This window comes from Massilia sp. Masssp93, from assembly GCF_059491295.1.
Window position 1 is genome coordinate 647,621 of the sequence record NZ_CP168502.1, and the last position, 16,237, is coordinate 663,857.

General features: G+C 67.0%; 18 protein-coding genes. 7 read left to right on the forward strand and 11 right to left on the reverse strand.

The annotated features are described in order from the left end of the window. Window positions 1-20 precede the first annotated feature (20 nt). From ACEN9Q_RS02895 to fliE, 11 genes are read right to left on the reverse strand one after another with little or no spacing between them, the layout of a single operon-like run. A complete protein-coding gene (locus ACEN9Q_RS02895; RefSeq protein ID WP_307188978.1) occupies window positions 21-482 on the reverse strand; it encodes a flagellar basal body-associated FliL family protein in 462 nt (153 codons plus the stop codon). A 51-nt stretch (window positions 483-533) separates the two neighbouring features. Next, complete coding sequence (locus ACEN9Q_RS02900) at window positions 534-1,733, reverse strand: flagellar hook-length control protein FliK (RefSeq protein ID WP_495627292.1); 1,200 nt, start codon at window positions 1,731-1,733, stop codon at window positions 534-536. 5 nt (window positions 1,734-1,738) lie between these two features. Next, the gene (locus tag ACEN9Q_RS02905; protein WP_495627293.1) at window positions 1,739-2,077 is read right to left on the reverse strand and encodes a hypothetical protein; all 339 of its coding nucleotides are present in this window, start codon (window positions 2,075-2,077) and stop codon (window positions 1,739-1,741) included. Further along, complete coding sequence (fliS, locus tag ACEN9Q_RS02910) at window positions 2,070-2,459, reverse strand: flagellar export chaperone FliS (RefSeq protein ID WP_056439148.1); 390 nt, start codon at window positions 2,457-2,459, stop codon at window positions 2,070-2,072. Before fliS ends, ACEN9Q_RS02905 begins: the two co-directional genes overlap by 8 nt. A gap of 10 nt (window positions 2,460-2,469) precedes the next feature. Then, a complete protein-coding gene (fliD, locus tag ACEN9Q_RS02915) occupies window positions 2,470-3,885 on the reverse strand; it encodes a flagellar filament capping protein FliD (protein WP_056439151.1) in 1,416 nt (471 codons plus the stop codon). A 14-nt stretch (window positions 3,886-3,899) separates the two neighbouring features. Beyond that, window positions 3,900-4,352, reverse strand: a complete 453-nt coding sequence (fliJ, locus tag ACEN9Q_RS02920) for a flagellar export protein FliJ (protein ID WP_056439154.1) — start codon at window positions 4,350-4,352, stop codon at window positions 3,900-3,902. Further along, window positions 4,349-5,665, reverse strand: a complete 1,317-nt coding sequence (gene fliI / locus ACEN9Q_RS02925) for a flagellar protein export ATPase FliI (RefSeq protein WP_495627294.1) — start codon at window positions 5,663-5,665, stop codon at window positions 4,349-4,351. The genes fliJ and fliI overlap by 4 nt, the downstream gene beginning before the upstream one ends. After that, window positions 5,662-6,354: a flagellar assembly protein FliH gene (gene fliH, locus ACEN9Q_RS02930; protein WP_056439158.1), complete on the reverse strand. Its 693-nt coding sequence runs from the start codon at window positions 6,352-6,354 to the stop codon at window positions 5,662-5,664. The genes fliI and fliH overlap by 4 nt, the downstream gene beginning before the upstream one ends. After that, window positions 6,351-7,373 (reverse strand): flagellar motor switch protein FliG, encoded by a 1,023-nt coding sequence (locus ACEN9Q_RS02935; RefSeq protein ID WP_056439161.1) that lies wholly within the window; start codon window positions 7,371-7,373, stop codon window positions 6,351-6,353. Before ACEN9Q_RS02935 ends, fliH begins: the two co-directional genes overlap by 4 nt. After that, window positions 7,354-9,111 (reverse strand): flagellar basal-body MS-ring/collar protein FliF, encoded by a 1,758-nt coding sequence (gene fliF, locus ACEN9Q_RS02940; protein ID WP_495627295.1) that lies wholly within the window; start codon window positions 9,109-9,111, stop codon window positions 7,354-7,356. The genes ACEN9Q_RS02935 and fliF overlap by 20 nt, the downstream gene beginning before the upstream one ends. A gap of 17 nt (window positions 9,112-9,128) precedes the next feature. Next, a complete protein-coding gene (fliE, locus tag ACEN9Q_RS02945) occupies window positions 9,129-9,476 on the reverse strand; it encodes a flagellar hook-basal body complex protein FliE (RefSeq protein ID WP_322403857.1) in 348 nt (115 codons plus the stop codon). A gap of 353 nt (window positions 9,477-9,829) precedes the next feature. On the opposite strand from fliE, the gene ACEN9Q_RS02950 reads away from it, so the two are divergent. Genes ACEN9Q_RS02950 through ACEN9Q_RS02980 form a run of 7 tightly spaced genes read left to right on the forward strand, consistent with a single transcriptional unit; the run spans window position 9,830 to window position 16,136 of the window. Then, window positions 9,830-10,684, forward strand: coding sequence for a FliM/FliN family flagellar motor switch protein (locus ACEN9Q_RS02950; RefSeq protein WP_495627296.1), 855 nt, complete (start codon window positions 9,830-9,832; stop codon window positions 10,682-10,684). Between the two features lie 59 nt (window positions 10,685-10,743). Next, on the forward strand, window positions 10,744-11,055 hold the full coding sequence (locus ACEN9Q_RS02955) for a FliM/FliN family flagellar motor switch protein (protein ID WP_229412634.1): 312 nt from the start codon (window positions 10,744-10,746) through the stop codon (window positions 11,053-11,055). Then, a complete protein-coding gene (gene fliP, locus ACEN9Q_RS02960; RefSeq protein WP_495627297.1) occupies window positions 11,052-11,843 on the forward strand; it encodes a flagellar type III secretion system pore protein FliP in 792 nt (263 codons plus the stop codon). The genes ACEN9Q_RS02955 and fliP overlap by 4 nt, the downstream gene beginning before the upstream one ends. Before the next feature lie 19 nt (window positions 11,844-11,862). Then, window positions 11,863-12,132: a flagellar biosynthesis protein FliQ gene (gene fliQ, locus ACEN9Q_RS02965; protein ID WP_056439176.1), complete on the forward strand. Its 270-nt coding sequence runs from the start codon at window positions 11,863-11,865 to the stop codon at window positions 12,130-12,132. Beyond that, a complete protein-coding gene (fliR, locus tag ACEN9Q_RS02970) occupies window positions 12,132-12,911 on the forward strand; it encodes a flagellar biosynthetic protein FliR (RefSeq protein WP_056439179.1) in 780 nt (259 codons plus the stop codon). The genes fliQ and fliR overlap by 1 nt, the downstream gene beginning before the upstream one ends. Then, window positions 12,904-14,043, forward strand: coding sequence for an EscU/YscU/HrcU family type III secretion system export apparatus switch protein (locus ACEN9Q_RS02975; protein WP_495627298.1), 1,140 nt, complete (start codon window positions 12,904-12,906; stop codon window positions 14,041-14,043). Before fliR ends, ACEN9Q_RS02975 begins: the two co-directional genes overlap by 8 nt. Further along, window positions 14,040-16,136: a flagellar biosynthesis protein FlhA gene (locus ACEN9Q_RS02980; RefSeq protein WP_495627299.1), complete on the forward strand. Its 2,097-nt coding sequence runs from the start codon at window positions 14,040-14,042 to the stop codon at window positions 16,134-16,136. The genes ACEN9Q_RS02975 and ACEN9Q_RS02980 overlap by 4 nt, the downstream gene beginning before the upstream one ends. Window positions 16,137-16,237 lie beyond the last annotated feature (101 nt).

Sequence of the window (16,237 nt, forward strand, 5' to 3'; positions counted from 1 at the left end):
ACCCACGTTGTCCCCGATGGTTATTCGATGATCAGCTTGCCGATCATGACTTGCACGAACGGTTTTTCCGTGTGCTCGTGCTCATAATTGGCGTCGAAGGATTTGTTCAACTGGTCGGCGTACTGCTCGACCGTCATGTTGGCCGCTTCCTTCATCGTGTAGGCCGACAAGGTGCGGACCGCCAGGCTGCGCAGCAGCGGCAGGTTTTCCTTCGTTTCCTTTTCCTTCGACACTTCCGTCGACAGCACGAGGTCCGTCGACAGGTAGTGCGTGTCGGTGTCTTCAGGGCCGCGGCGCAGCATCACGATGACCTTGTCCAGGGTCACGTACTTGACCGGCTTGCCGTCCCTGGGCTTGTCCGATTCTGCCTTCTTCGCCGCGCCGGCGGCCGCCGCGGGTTTGGGCATGAACCACCACACCGCGCCACCTGCGCCGGCCGCACTGACGATCACGGCGCCGGCGATGGCGATAATCATTTTCATTTTGCTCATGTTGGTACTCACGCCACAGGGCGCTGTGGATGCGTCGTTTGCTTACGAGTCGCGGCCGAGATTGAACACGGACGCGGGGTTGCCGGCCTCGGCCAGACCGCGGCCGGGCTCGTTGTCCTGGTCGCGGCCCTGCTGGCGGCCGCGGCCCTGCTGTTGCGGGTCGCCGAACGGCGCCGCATTGTTCTTGGGGGCCGGGGTCACCGTCACGGCGACCTCCGTGTACTGGCGCTGCGACAAGTCGTTGCGCAGGTTGTCGCTGACGGTCTGCAGTTGGCGCAGCACGTCGCCGTTGGTGGCCGAGATGTTCACTTCCAGCGTGCCGGCGCTGTGGCGGATCGCGATGTCGATGCGTCCCAGCTGGGGCGGCTCGATGCTGATCGTTGCCTGCTGCACGTTGTTGCCGACGTGGACGTTCAGGCGGTCGCCCAGCGTTTCCTGCAGGGTCTGGCGCCATGCGGTCGGCGGGCCGGCGAGCTTGACGGTGTCGGCGGCCGGCTGGGCCGACGGCAGCGTCACGGCGCCCGGCACGGCCGCGGCTGCGGCGGTATTCGTGCCTGCTTGCGCGTTCGCGGTGGACGAGCCGTCCGTGCCGGCGTCCTGGCCGCCGGTGCCGGCGTTGCCGTTGGCGGCATTGCCCTGGACGGCCAGGTGCACGTTCGCGGCCGTCGCATCCGGCTGGGCCGCCTGCGTGGCCTGCATTGCCTGCACGAGCGCGGCCTGGGGCAGGGCGATTGCCGCGCGGCGGCCGTCCTGGCCGGCGACCGCCGGCGGCTGGGCCGGGGTGTCGGCCTTGCCGGCGTCGTCGGCGCTGGCATGCGCGCCGCCCTGGGCGGCTTGCACGGCCTGGGTGACCTGTTGCGGCGACAGCGGCATCAGCGGCATCGCCATCGCGGCCAGCAGGCTGCCCTCCGGCGTGGCGGCGGTCTTGGCGTCGTCCGTGGACTTGCCGCCGGCCGCGGCCGGCGTGCCGGCCGTTGCCGGTGCCGGTGCCGTGCCGTCGTCCGTGCCCGGCGTGGCCGGCTGGGCTGCCGCCAGCGCCTGGGCGGCGGCGCCGCTGTCCTGCAGGCCGAGCCAGCGCGCGAACGGCTGGGCCGGTGCCGGGGCGGCGTCGGCAGTTGCGGGCTTTGCGGGCGCCGCGGATTTGGCGGGAGCCGCCGCGGCCTGCGCGTCCTGGGCGGGTGCCGGCGCGCTGGCTTGCTTGGCCGGCTGGGCCGATGCGGACGGGGTTACGGAGTTGAGCATCATCATCATTCTTGGCTTACGCCTGGTTCGGTTTCGCTGTACATCGCGTAGGCGATCCAGCCGTCTTTGTTGGCACGCATCTCTTCCAGGCGCGATTCGAGCACGCGCGCGGCGTGGGCAACGCCCTGGGCGGCCGCGTCGTGCAGGGCGACCACGCGTTCCAGCGCGGCGCGTTCGGCGGCCGTCCACGGACCGAGCACGGCGAGCTTGCGCAGCGCCGGGAGCAGGGCACGGGCCTGTTCGCCCAGCCTGTCCCAGTCCTCACGCGCCGCTGCGGCCTGCAGGGCGTCACCCAGCTGAGCCAACCGGGCCGACCGCGCCTGCCGCTCGTTCGCGTCAGCCATTGCGTGCCTGTACGCCGGCCCAGCCCTGGCGGATCGTGGTCATGATCCTCACGACCTCGTCGACCATCGCCGGGTCCTGCTTGACGCCGGCGCCGTGCAGGTGCGTGACGCAGAAGTCATACAGGTTGGCGAGGTTGGCCACGACCTGGCCGCCGCCCTCGAAATCGAGGGAGCTGGACAGGCCGTTGATGATATCGACGCATTTGTTGATGCTGCCTGCGCGCTGCTCGTAGCGCTTGGCCACGATGTGGGCACGGGCGCGCGCCAGTTCGTCGAGCAAGCCGTCGGTGAGCACCAGCACGAGCTCGATGGGCGAGGCGCGCGAAGTCTGCGCGTCCAGGCTGGTAGCGTGATAGCTGCTGTAGGCTTCGTTATAAGACATCTCGAATCTCTCAGTTGGAAGAGCTGCTGAACAGGGAACTGAACAGCGAAGAATTGTTCTGCATCGTTGCCTGCAAGGTCTGCAGGGCGGTGTATTGCTTCAGGTAGCGCTGGTAGGCGGCGTCGTACTTGGAATCGAGGTCCGTCTGGCGCTGGGTCAGGTCCGACTGCAGCTTGCTGTTGGCGTCGGTACGCTGCTGGATCTGGCCGCTGGTCGTGTTGCTCCACTGGTTCAGGTAGGTGGTCAGGGCGCCCGCGATGCCGGTCGGCGCCGACGTGCTGGCGGTGCCCATCAGCGTGTCCAGGCCGGTCGGATTGACGGCCAGCTGACTTTGCAGGCGCGCCGAATCCAGGCCGATGGTGCCGTCGCGGTTGGCGGTGATGCCGTAGCTGGCCAGCGACAGGACGCCGGTCGGCCGCAGCAGGTCGACGAGGCGGGTACGCAGGGCCATCACGCCCGAGTCGTGCGCAAAGGCGCCGGCGGCGACGTTGTTCTTCGGGTCGCCCGAGTTGACGAGACCGTCGATCGCGCTCTTGAGCTTGTTGTAGGCGTCGACGAAGGCCTGCACGTTCGACGTGGTGCCGCTGGCGTTGCCGCCGACCGTCAGCGTGATCGGCGCGGCGCCGGCCGCCTGGGCATGGGTCGCGGTGAACGACACGCCGTCGATGTTGGTGAAGACGTTCGAAGCCTGCTGGATCTTCGCGGTCGCCGGATTGGTCGGGTCGCCGAGATAGACGATGGCGTCCTGGGCGGCCGTCATGACGGTGCGCGTCGTGAAGCCGGTCTGCAGCCCGGCGTCGGTGGCCTGGGTCGCGTCGACCGAGACGGTGTTGGCCACGCCCGTGCTCTTCGACGTCAGCACGAGGCGCGGCGCGCCGCTGACCGTGATGACGCCGGCCGAGACCTTGCCCGCGTTGCCGCTGGCGCTGTTGATGGCGGCCGCGAGCTCGCGCACGCTCAGCGCGCCGTCGCCGTCCGTGTCGGCGGTGTTGTCCAGCTGGACGGTGAAGTTGGCCGTATTCGTGCCCGCGCCTTCGTCGGCGAGGTTGATGGTCAGCTGGCCGCCGAGCTGGGAACCGTCCGCCAGCGTGTCGTACGAGACCTGGCTGCTGGTCGCCACCTGCTGCACGAACAGGCTGTAGGCGCCGGCGGCGGCGGTCGCGCTGGCGGTGGCGGTGCCGACCGTGGTGTCGGACAGGGTCGCGCTCTGGGCGAGCATCGTGTGGCCCACGCCCGCCAGGCCGGCGAGCGAGGTCTGGAAGGCCGAGATCGCGGAGCTGAGCGTGGTGAGGGCCTTGGCGGTGTTGGTCGCCGTCGTGGTCTGGTTGGTCAGCTGGGTCTGCGCACCTTCGATGTATTTGTCGGCCAGCGCCTTGGCGGTGCTGGTCGGGTCATAGGTGGGTGCGGTGATAGCGCTCGTTGCCATATCGGTTCTCCTGCTTATGCGTTCTTTGCCAGCCACGACTGCGTGGCGATCTCATCCTCGCGCTTGCGCTGCGTGCGTTCCTGCGCGCGCGCGTACGCGACCTCATGCTGCTCCAGCACTTTGCCCAGCAGTTCACGCCGCGTCCAGGCGTGGGCCAGGTTCTGCTGCGCGACGGCCATGTCGGCCTCGTGCAGCTGCAGGTCGGTGCGATGGGTGTCCGCGAGGGCGAACACGGCCTGCTTGTAATTCCCGCAATTCATGGCCAGCGCCGGCGACAGCGGCCGCGCGCCGGCCGGCTGGCCCGACGGGCCGCTGCCTTCGGCGAGGGCCGTCAGGCGGTCCACGCTGGTCTGGTAGCGCGCACGCGTCGCTTCTTTCTTGGCCAGCGCCGTCTGCAGGCGCTCGACCTCGGTGCTGCGCACGCGTACGAGGGTGTCCAGGCTGGTGATCGTTTCGCGCTTGCTCATGCCATCATCGCTTTCAACTGGTCGACGCAGGCCGCGAACGGCGCGTCTTCGCGCGTGCCCTGGCACAGGAACGCTTCGATATGCGGGTGCAGCTTGACGGCGCGGTCGGTTTCCGCATCGGCGCCAGGCTGATAGGCGCCGAGCGGGATCAGGTCGCGCACGCGGGCATGCTTGGCCAATGCGGCCTTGAGCTTGCGCGCGGCCAGCGTGTGTTCCGGCGTGACCACCTGCGCCATGCAGCGGCTGATGGATTGCGCCACGTCGATCGCCGGGTAGTGCCCGCGTTCGGCCAGTTCGCGCGTCAGCACGATGTGGCCGTCGAGGATCGCGCGGGCACTGTCGACGACCGGGTCCTGCTGGTCGTCGCCTTCCGCCAGCACCGTGTAGATGGCGCTCATGCTGCCGTTCTCGTTTTCGCCGTTGCCGGCCGATTCGACCAGCTGCGGCATGTTCGAGAACACCGACGGCGGATAACCGCGCGTGGCCGGCGGCTCGCCCAGCGACAGCGCGACTTCGCGCAGCGCCATCGCGTAGCGGGTCAGCGAATCGCACAGCAGCAGCACGTTCTGGCCGCGGTCGCGGAAATGCGCCGCGATCGAGTGGCACAGTTCCGTCGCCATCACGCGCATCAGCGGCGACTCGTCGGCCGGCGCCACCACCACGACGGCGCGTTTCAAACCCTCGGGGCCCAGCGACTTCTCGATGAACTCGCGGACTTCGCGGTTACGTTCGCCGATCAGGCCCACGACGATCACGTCGGCCACGGTCTGGCGCGTGATCAGGCCGAGCAGCACGGACTTGCCGACGCCGGAACCGGCCATCAGGCCGACGCGCTGGCCCTTGCCGATCGTGAGCATCGAATTGATCGCGCGTACGCCCACGTCCAGCGGCTCTTCCACCGGCGCCTTGCGCAACGGGTTGACCTTGGGCGGCGTCGTTGACAGGGTCTCTTCGCCACCCAGCTTGCCGCGGCCGTCGATCGGCTCGCCGAGGCCGTTCACCATGCGGCCCATCCACGACGGGCCGATCTGGATGCTGGACGGGCCGGTGGCCGGCAGCACGCGGGCGCCGGTCACGAGGCCGTCGGCCTGCTTGAACGGCATCAGGTACGTCACCTTGTCGCGAAAGCCCACGACCTGCGCGTCGAGCCAGGTGCCGTCGACGGTCTCGACGCGGCAGCGCTGGCCCGTGTGCAGGCGGCAGCCCACGCTTTCGAGCAGCAGGCCCTGCACGGCGACGAGACGTCCGGTGGGCGTCGCGACCGGCGGGGCCTTGATCTCCAGCGCGCGCAGGGTTTCGGCCAGGGCGCTCATTCGGCGTCCTCCTTGGCGGCGCTGTCCAGGCTTTCGCGTACCTGCGTCATGCAGGCGGCCAGGCGGTTCTGGCAGCCGGCGTCCACTTCATGGTCGCCCGCGCGCACGCGGCATTCGCCCAGGTCCAGGCCCGGATCGGCCATCAGGTTCCATTTCTTGGCGCGTTTCGGATCCAGCTCCTGGATGCGCTTGAGTTCTTCCGGATTCATGAAGACTTCCACGTCGTCGCGCGTCGGCGGCATCGCGGCCAGCGCCTCGTCGACGAGGTTCAGCATCTGCACCGGCTGCAGCGCCAGCTCGGCGCGAATCACCTGGCGGGCGATCTTGCCGACCAGGTCCACCACTTCCTTGCGCTGCGCGTTGCGGAATTCGGTCTTCATCTTCCTCAGGCTGCGCAGCATCGCGTCGACCGGCTTGGCCATCTTTTCCAGCTCGGTCAGCGCCTGCTGGCGGCCCTCGTCGACGCCGCGCTCGACGCCTTCCGCATGGCCGGCGTCGTAGCCGTCGGCGCGGCCTTCGTCCAGGCCGACTTCATAGCCTTCGCGCTGGCCCTGGCGATAGCCGTCGGCCACGGCGCTCTGCCAGTCTTCGGTCGGCGTGGCCGAGGACGACGATTGCGCGCCCTTGGCCGCGCCGGCGGCGATGAACTGCGCCAGCGGCGGGAAGTGGTAGGGCCGGAACTGCTTCATTCGGCGGTCGCCTCGGCAAACAGCTGGACTTCGATCTCACCGTTGTCGGCGAGCTCCTTGACCTGCGCCATGATCTCCTGGCGCGTTTGCACGATGCGCGACATCGGCACGGGGCCGGAGCGCTTCATGAGGTCCTCGAAGCTTTGCGCCTGGCGCTTCGGCATGGCGCCGAGCAGGGCATCGCGCAGGGCCGGCTCCGCACCCTTGAGGGCGATCGCCCACTGCTCCAGCGGGATCTCGTCGAGCAGGCGCGTGATGGTCTGTTCGGTCTGTTTCGACAGGATGAAGAAGTCGTACATCGACATCTCGATCCTGGACACGACGTCCGGATCGTGCGCGCGCAGCAGCTCGACCATCGTGGCGCGGTTGTTCGGCAGGCGGTTGAGGATGTCGGCCGCCTGGCGCACGCCTTCCACGGTGGCGCTCTGGGTGTCGAGCGCGGACAGGCAGCGCTGCACCAGCTCTTCCAGCTCGGACAGCAGGTCGCGGTCGATCTCTTCCAGGCGCGCCAGGTTCAGCAGCACCAGTTCGCGGCCGTCTTCCGGCAGCGCGTCGATGATCTGGCCGGCCAGCGCGGGCGGCAGGAACGCGAGGAACACGGCCTGCATCTGCACGTGCTCGGCGGCGATGTAGTCCGCGAGCCACTTCGGCGACGCGTACTGCAGGCGCGCCATCATCGGGCGGATCGCGTCGCCGTAGATCGTGTTGAGCACGGAATTCGCGATTTCGCTGCCCAGCGCCAGGTCGAGCGAGCGCTTGAGGTAGCTGCGCGACGCGCCGTGCAGGCCGCTTTGCTGGCGGTAGTCGTCGAAGAACTTCTGGATCGAGTTCTTCACGGCGTCGACCTTGATGCCGCTCATCCGGCTCATCACCTGGGTCAGCTCGATCAATTCCTCGCGTTCGAGGCAGCGCAGAACGGCCGCAGCCGGTTCCTCGCCGATGGACAGCAGCACGATCGCGGCCTGTTCGACCGGGCTCAGCACTGCTTCCTGCACGTCGTTATTGTTCAGATCCGCCATTTTTCTTTTGCACCCATTGTTTGACCACTTCCGCCACCCGCTCCGGCTCTTTACCCGCCAGGACCTTCAGGTGGTCGACCATCACATCCACGGCCGAACCGGCCGGGGGCAAATCGTATTCCTCGAGCAGCGCCTGGACCGGCAGCGTGCCGCCCGTCGAGGCCGTCTCTGGCGCGGCCAGTGCGCCCGCCGGGGCATGCGCCGCGGCGCTGGCGCACAGCGCCGGCAATGCGCCGGCGCTGTGCGCGCCCGGCAGGGCATTGCCTGCGCCGGCCTGGACGGTCGCCAGGTTCGGCGCCGATGCCGCCTGCGGCGCGACGCGCTTGTTCAGCATGCGCATCAGCGGACGCAGGACCAGGAGCCAGCCGAGCAGGGCGCCGATCGCGTACATCGCGTAGCCGGCCATGTCGACGATGTTGTCGCGCTCCTGGTACCACGGCTCGACCGGGATCGGGGCGGGGAAGTTCAGCGAGGACACCGTCAGCACGTCGCCGCGGGTGGCGTCGATGCCCAGGCCGCCGCGCAGGATCTTGTCGATGTTGGCGATCTCGGCCGGGCTCCAGCCCGTCTTCGGCGTCGCCGACTTGGCGTTGTTCAGCACCACCGCCACCGACAGCTTCTTGAGGCGGCCGCGCGAGCGCTTGATCTGCGTGATCGCACGGTCGTAGGCGTACTGGCGCGTCGTCGCGTTCTTGCGCGCGCTGCCGTCGTCCGGCTGGGCGTTCGGCGCGGCGGCACCGTTCGCGGCGGCGGCGGCGTTCGGATCGGCCGGCGGATTGCTCGCGACCGGCGGACGGTTCGACAGCGTGCCCGGCACGCCCAGCGCCATGCGGCTCTTTTCCATTTCCTCGCGCATCGCTTCGCTGGTGACCTTCGGGTCCGCGCCGTACTTCTCCTGCGTTTCCTCGATCTTGTCGTTGTCGACGTCGGCCGTCACGCTGACCTTGAAGTTGTCGGTGCCGAGCACGGGACCGAGCAGGCCGGCCACGTTGGCGCGCACGTCGTCCTGGTAGCGCTTGGCGGCGGCATCGCCCTGGGCGGCGCCGTCGAAGCCTTCGGTCAGGTCCACGCGCGACGACAGGTAGTTGCCGCTCTGGTCGACGAGCGACACGCGGCTCGGGGCCAGGCCCGAGACGCTGCCCGCGACGAGGTTCACGATCGCGGCGATCTGTTCGTTCGACAGGTTGTGGCCCGGCTTTACCGCTATCACAACGGATGCCGACGATTTATCGCCGTCGCTCGCGACGAACGACGACGACTTGGCGATGGCCAGGTGCACCCGCGCCGAGGCGATGGCGTCCAGCGTCAGGATCGACTGTGCCAGCTCGCCTTCCAGGCCGCGGCGGAAGCGCACGTCCTGCACGAACTGCGACACGCCCAGCGGGTCGTTCTTGTCCATCAGCTCCAGGCCGGCCGGCAGCTGCGCGGTCACGCCCTTGGCGGCCAGCAGCATGCGCACCTTGCCCAACTGGCCGGTCGGGACCATCACCTGGCCGGAATCCGGATGGATGCGATAAGGGACGTGCTCGGCATCGAGCACGCCCATCATGTCGCTGGCGGCGACTTTCTCGTGGGCGCCGAACACCGGCTTGTAGCCGGCCTGGTCGTTCCACATGTACAGCATGACCGCCGCGGTAATGCCGATGGCCAGCACCAGCATCGGGGTCAGGTTCTTGGACAGCGCGGGCGGCAAGGCCAGGCGCTTGCCGCCGAAGGCGGACTTGAGGGTGGCAATCACGATCGGTGTTTTTCCTGTCAGACCGGCAGCTTGAGCAACTCGTCGACGGCGCCCATGACTTTGTTACGAACCTGCATCAGCATCGAAAAGGACAGGTTGGCCTGCTGCGACGACAGCATGGCGCCGACCAGGTCGTCGCTCTTGCCGCTGTCCACGGCTTCCATCTTCTGGTTGGCCACCTGTTGGTCCTGGTCCACGCTGACCAGGGCATTCTTCATGCTCTGCGCGAAGGAGAAGTTGCCGCTGCCATCCGCCAGGGCGGGGTGGCCGGCATCCACCGACGGCGCCACGACGGCAAGGCGGCTGGCGTCGTTGGTGAGGGCTGCCAGGTCGGCCCGGATTTGGCCGGCAAGTTCAGTTCCCATCGTGTTCATCGCTCCCATGCTGTAAGTTTGCGGGTTGTGACTTTTAGTAAATGTTGCTATCGACGACTAGAGTTACATTTGTTGCAACAACCGTTGACATTTAGAAAATTGTTAAATTTTCAGTGTCATACTGTGGCTTGGTTTCTCTCGCGGAACCGAGGAGAATAGCAGCGGTTCCGTCAGATACCCAGAGTGAGTTTTTGTTTTCCCCAGCGCAGTAACCGCATCTTACCGTAGGGCAATGGCGAATTCAAAGGGGAAAATCAAATGGCGTGACACAATTTCCCGGTTATAATAGTTGCCCAGAGGAATGAAAAGAAAGCATCTCTGCTTATCATTTTTTTAACTTGACCATGCCGATTGCAAACACCGAAACCACCCTGCAGCACCAAGTGCTCGACCCCTGCCTCCTAGGGCGTCCGGTACATATGCTGCCCCAGTTTGCGGCGCGTCTTCAGGAGGACCTGGACACCGCGATGCAGGGTAGCGCCCGTCGTTACTGGGCCGGATGGCGTCTCGAACAGATTGAATTCGGCCGCGTGCCGCAGGAACACAACCTGCGCTGGATGGCCGTTCTGGGTGCGTTGGGCACCGTCGCGGTGACGTTCGAGCGTGGTTTATTACTGACACTGTTGGAACGGCGCTACGGCGGACGTAGCGCAGGCGCAACGCAACGGGACCCGCAAACGGAACGCGTGACGGCCACCGAGGAAAGATTGGGCGTCGTCTTGACGCAACAAATGGTGGATTTGTTGTATGCACGCGTCGCTGCCAATGTGGCAATGGACGTCGCGCCGCGACCCGTCCACGCCAATGCCGTGGTCGCTTCGACAATGCCCGGCGAGAGCAATTGGGCCGTGTGCGTGCGGGTACGTGATAACAACGACAACACCGGCCAGTTCTGGATCGCGCCCGACCAGCAACTGATGGCCACCATCCTGGGCACGCTGCGCCCGGAAACCGGCCGCCCGACCGCCGCGCGCGGTCCGGCCGAGCCGCTTGCGACCAAGCTCCAGGTCAAACTGGATGGCCGCCTGGTCAGCAAGGAAATCACCCTGGGCGCACTGTTCGACCTGAAGGTGGGCGACGTGATTCCGGTGAACGTGGGCCGGGCCGACGTCCTGCTCGACGAGGCGCGGTTGTTCACCGCCGCCGTCGCCGAGCACAAGGGCAAGCTGTGTTTAACCTCTTTTGAAGACGCCGAGTAATCATCATGAACCTGAACGATCAATTCGCTGAAGACGACATCCTCATCGACGACACGCCGATGGCCGACGAATCCGCAGCCGAAGGCAAGCCCGCGGCCGCGCCGAAAGCGTCGGCGCGCCTGCCGCAGATGATGCGCCGCATCCCCGTGACGCTGACGCTGGAAGTGGGCTCGGCCCGCGTGTCGCTGCAGGAACTGATGGCGATCGGCCCGGACAGCGTGCTGCCGCTCGACGCCATGGCGGGCGAGCCGCTCGTCATCAAGGTCAACGGCGCCGCGATCGGGCGCGCCGAAGTGGTCGTCGCGGGCGAGCAGTACGGCCTCAAGGTGATCGATCTGGACGGCCTCAACCTGGATCTGATCACGTCATGACGTTGCAGGTTCGCGGCGCCGCGGTTTTGTCTCCCCTGCGCCGCCACGCGCCGGCACTATTGACCGGCGCCGTTCTTTTGCTGGTCGGCGCGAGCGCCTGGGCCGCCCCGGCGGGACAGGACGTCCTCCCCGGCATCATCCCCGGCTCGACCAGCGGCCTGACGGTGAAGTCGCAGATCCTGGTGCTGATGACCATCCTGGGGCTGCTGCCCGTGATGGTCATGATGATGACCAGCTTCACCCGCTTCGTGATCGTGCTGTCGCTGCTGCGCCAGGCCCTGGGCCTGCAACAGGGCCTGCCCAACCGGATCATCACGGGCGTCGCGCTGATCCTCACGCTGCTCGTCATGCGCCCGGTCGGCATGCAGGTCTGGAACGACGCGTTCGTCCCTTACGACAAGGACAAGATCTCGCTGGAGCAGGCGCTCAAGATCGCCGAGGTGCCGCTGTCGCGCTTCATGCTCGCGCAGACGAGCAAGACGGCGCTGGCCCAGATCGCGCACCTGTCCGGCGAGCCGGCCGAGATGAAGCCGATGGACCGCGGCTTCACCGTGAAGCTGGCGGCCTTCGTGCTGTCCGAGCTCAAGAGCGCGTTCCAGATCGGCTGCATGCTGTTCATTCCGTTCCTGATCATCGACCTGGTGGTGTCGTCGGTGCTGATGGCCATGGGCATGATGATGCTCTCGCCCCTCGTCATCTCGCTGCCGTTCAAGCTGCTGCTGTTCGTGCTGGTCGATGGCTGGACCCTGACCGTGAATACCCTCGTCGGCAGCATCCACGGCGTCTAGCCGGCTGCAACCTAATCGTATGACTCCTGATATCGCCGTCGACTTCATCGTCGAAGCCCTGCAGCTGGTGATGCTGCTCGTGATGGTGCTGGTGGTGCCGGGCCTCGTGGCCGGCGTCATCGTCGCCCTCGTGCAGGCCGCCACCCAGATCAACGAGCAGACGCTGAGCTTCCTGCCGCGCCTGCTGGTGACGCTGGTCGCCCTGATCCTCGCCGGCCACTGGATGACCGGGAAACTGATGGACTATTGCGTGAGCGTGTTCCAGCGCGCCGCGACCCTGGTCGGCTGATGCTGGAAGTCTCCCACCTGCTGCTGCCGTTCATCAGCGCGCTGTGGTGGCCGTTCTGCCGCGTCATGGCGCTGCTGTCGACGGCGCCCGTCATCGGCGACGCGCTGGTGCCGGTGCCGGTGCGCGCACTGCTGTCCGTGGTGCTCGCCTTCCTGATGCTGCCGCTGACGAAAGGCGCCGTCATGCCCGACCCGTTCTCGCTGGCCGGCGTCGTCGTGATGGTCGAGCAGGCCGTGATCGGCGGCGTGATCGGCTTCGCGCTGCAGCTGACGATGGCGGTCGTGAACATGCTCGGCTTCCTCGTCTCGAGCCAGGTGGGCTTTTCGATGGCGCAGATGAACGATCCGATCAACGGCCAGCAGTCGGACGTGATCTCGACGCTGCTGGGCCTCGTCGCGATCCTCGTGTTCTTCGCCGTCGACGGCCACCTCGTGCTGGCCGGCGTGCTGGGCCAGAGTTTCAAGGCCTGGCCGGTCGGCACCGGCTACGGCAATCTGCTGCTGCAGACGGTGGCGCTGAACGTGGGCTGGGTGTTCTCGGCCGCGATCCTGCTGGCGCTGCCCATCGTGTTTTCGACGATGGTGGTGCAGATCGGCTTCGGCTTCCTGAACCGCGTGGCGCCGTCGCTGAACCTGTTCTCGCTGGGCTTTTCGCTGGTGACGCTGTTCGGCCTGATGATGCTCGTGCAGGTCGTGCGCTTCATCCCGGAACACTACGTGCAGATGACTAACCAGGTGCTGGAGATGCTCCAGCAGCAGATGGGGGCGGCGCATGGCTGACGGCACGGGCGGCGACAAGACCGAAAAGGCGTCAGCCCAGAAACTGAAGAAGGCGCGCGAGCAGGGCCAGGTCGTCCGCTCGAAGGACCTGGCGACCGCGGTCGGTATCCTGGTCAGCCTCAAGCTGTTCGTGTTCCTGCTGCCGGACTACCTGGAGTCGTTCCGTTCCCTGTTCCGGCTCGTGTACGCGCCGCTGGGCGCGGCCGGCGCGGTCGAGAACGCGATGTCCGTGGTGTGGAGCGGCGCCGCCGTGCTGCTCGTGAAGATGGTGCTGCCCCTGCTGGGCGTGCCGCTCGCGATCGTGGTGGCGAGCATCGTGCCGGGCGGCCTGGTGTTCTCGACGAATAATCTGATGCCCAAGTTCGACCGGTTCTCGCCCGTGAAGAACCTGGGCCAGCTGGCGTCAGGCAAGCACTGGACGACGTTCGCGACGTCGCTGGCCAAGGCGGCGGTGCTGGCGATGGTGCTCGTGCACGTGGTGCGCTCGGCGGTGGCGGCCTGGGTCGACCTGCAGCGCATGCCACTCAACGACGCGCTGCTGCACGGCGGCGGCATGATGTTCGACGGCCTGATGGCGCTCGTCGCCGTGTTCGTGCTGTTCGCGCTGATCGACGTGCCGCTGCAGGCATTCCTGTTCGCCCGCGGCCAGCGCATGAGCAAGCAGGAAGTGAAGGAAGAATACAAGAGCACCGAGGGCAAGCCCGAGATCCGTGCGCGCATCCGCCAGCTGCAGCAGCAGATGGCGCGCCGCAACGTGAACAAGACGGTGCCGACCGCCGACGTGGTGATCGTGAATCCCGAGCACTACGCGGTCGCGCTGAAGTACGACATCAAGCGTGCGGAAGCGCCTTTCGTGGTGGCCAAGGGCATCGACGAGATGGCCCTGTACATCCGCCAGGTCGCGGCCAAGCACGACATCGAAACGATCGCGCTGCCGCCGCTGGCGCGTGCCATCTACAACACCAGCCAGGTGCAGCAGCAGATTCCCGCCGCGCTGTACCAGGCGGTGTCGCAGGTGCTGAACTACGTGCTGCAGTTGAATGCTTTCCGTGCGGGCCGGCGCCAGGCCGCCCCCCGGTTCCCGAATGACGTGGCCGTGCCGGCCGCTTTGAGTGAGGTATCCCCGACATGAATTTCCTGAACAGCTTGATGCTCGAGGTGCGCCGCCAGAAGATCGCCACGCCGGCGTTCCTGCTGACGCTCCTGGCGATGATCATGCTGCCGCTGGCGCCCGTGGTGCTGGACGTGCTGTTCACGTTCAACATCGTGCTGGCGCTGATCGTGATCCTGACGTCCGTCTCGGCCAGGCGGCCGCTGGACTTCTCGGTCTTCCCGACCGTCATCCTCGGCACCACGCTGCTGCGCCTCGCGCTGAACGTGGCGTCCACGCGCGTCGTGCTGCTGCACGGCCACGAGGGCACCGCCGCCGCCGGCCACGTGATCGAGGCGTTCGGCAACGTCGTCATCGGCGGTAACTTCGTCGTCGGTATCGTCGTCTTCGTGATCCTCATGATCATCAACTTCGTCGTCGTGACGAAGGGTTCCGAACGTATCTCCGAAGTGTCCGCGCGCTTCACGCTGGACGCGCTGCCCGGCAAGCAGATGGCGATCGACGCCGACCTGAACGCGGGCCTGATCAACCAGGAAAAGGCGCAGCTGCGGCGCAAGGAAGTGGCGTCCGAAGCGGACTTCTACGGCGCGATGGACGGCGCCTCCAAGTTCGTGCGCGGCGATGCGATCGCGTCGATCCTCATCCTGCTCATCAACATGATCGGCGGCGTCGCGATCGGCGCGGTGATGCACGACCTGTCGTTCGGCGACGCCTTCCGCCAGTATGCGCTGCTGACCATCGGCGACGGCCTCGTGGCCCAGGTGCCGGCGCTGCTGCTGTCGGCCGCGGCGGCGATCCTCGTCACCCGCATCAGCGACTCGGGCGACTTCGAGCAGCAGGTCGGCGGCCAGCTGCTGGCCAACCCCTCGGTCCTGTACTCGGCCGCCGGCGTGATGCTGATCCTGGCGATGGTGCCGGGCATGCCGTCGCTGTTCTTCATGGCGTTCGCCGCGGCCATCGGCTACGTCGCCTGGAAGCTGGCGCGCGAAGAAGTGAAGGCGCCGGACGACTCCAACGTGGCCGCCATCGAAGCCGCGCTGCGGGACGACCGCGCGCCGGAACTCGACTGGCAGCAGTTGCCGGTCGTGCAGCCGATCTCGATCACCGTCGGCTACAAGCTCGTGCACCTGCTCGACAAGGCACAGGGCGAAGTGCTGCCGAAACGGATCAAGGGCGTGCGCCAGAGCCTCTCGGAGCAAATGGGCCTGCTGCTGCCGCCAATCGGCGTGCGCGACGACCTGACCCTGCGTCCCAACCAGTACGCGATCGCGATCAACGGCACCGTCGTGGCCGAGGGCGAGGTCGTGGCGGAATGCCTGATGGCGATCCCGTCGCCGAACGTGTACGGCGAGATCGACGGCATCCCGGGCATCGAGCCCGCGTTCGGCATGGCCGTCACCTGGATCGAACCGGATCAGAAAGCGCACGCGCTGGGGCAGGGCTACCAGGTCGTCGAGGTGCCGAGCGCGATCGCCACGCACACGTCCAAGGTCGCGCGCGACTACATGGCGGAACTGTTCCGCCACGAAGACGTGCCGGCGATGATGGAACGCCTGACGGCGCTGTCGCCCAAGCTGGCCGGCGCGCTGGACAAGGCGCTCACGCACACCCAGCTGCTGCGCGTGTTCCGCGTGCTGCTGGCCGAACACGTGTCGCTCAAGGACATCGTCGTGATCGCGACGACCCTGCTGGACAGCTCGGAAACGACGAAGGATCCGATCCTGCTGGCGGCCGAGGTGCGGTGTGCGCTGCGCCGCCAGATCGTATCCGGCCTGTACGGCAAGAAGAAGGACATGCCGGCCTTTAACCTGTCCGGGGAGCTGGAAAACATGCTGCTCGGTTCCCTGAACCAGGCGCGCCAGAACAATGGCGGCAAGGTCGTGCTGGACAACTACCCGATCGATCCGCAGTTGCTGTCGCAACTGCAGCTGAACATGCCGGTGGCGCGCGAGCAGATGAAGCAGCAGCACACACCGCCGCTGTTGCTGGTCCTGCCGCAGATCCGTCCGCTGCTGGCCCGTTACGCGCGCCTGTTCGCGCCCGGCCTGCACGTGCTGTCGTATAACGAGATCCCGGAAAACCGCGAAGTCTCGATCATCGGCACCGTGGGCTGATCACGCCCCTCGTAGGGCGGGCTCCCCGAGCCCGCGCGGACGCACGTGCCACGCAAACGCCGCGCGTGGGCACGGTGTGCCCACCCTACGCCTGAACCGCG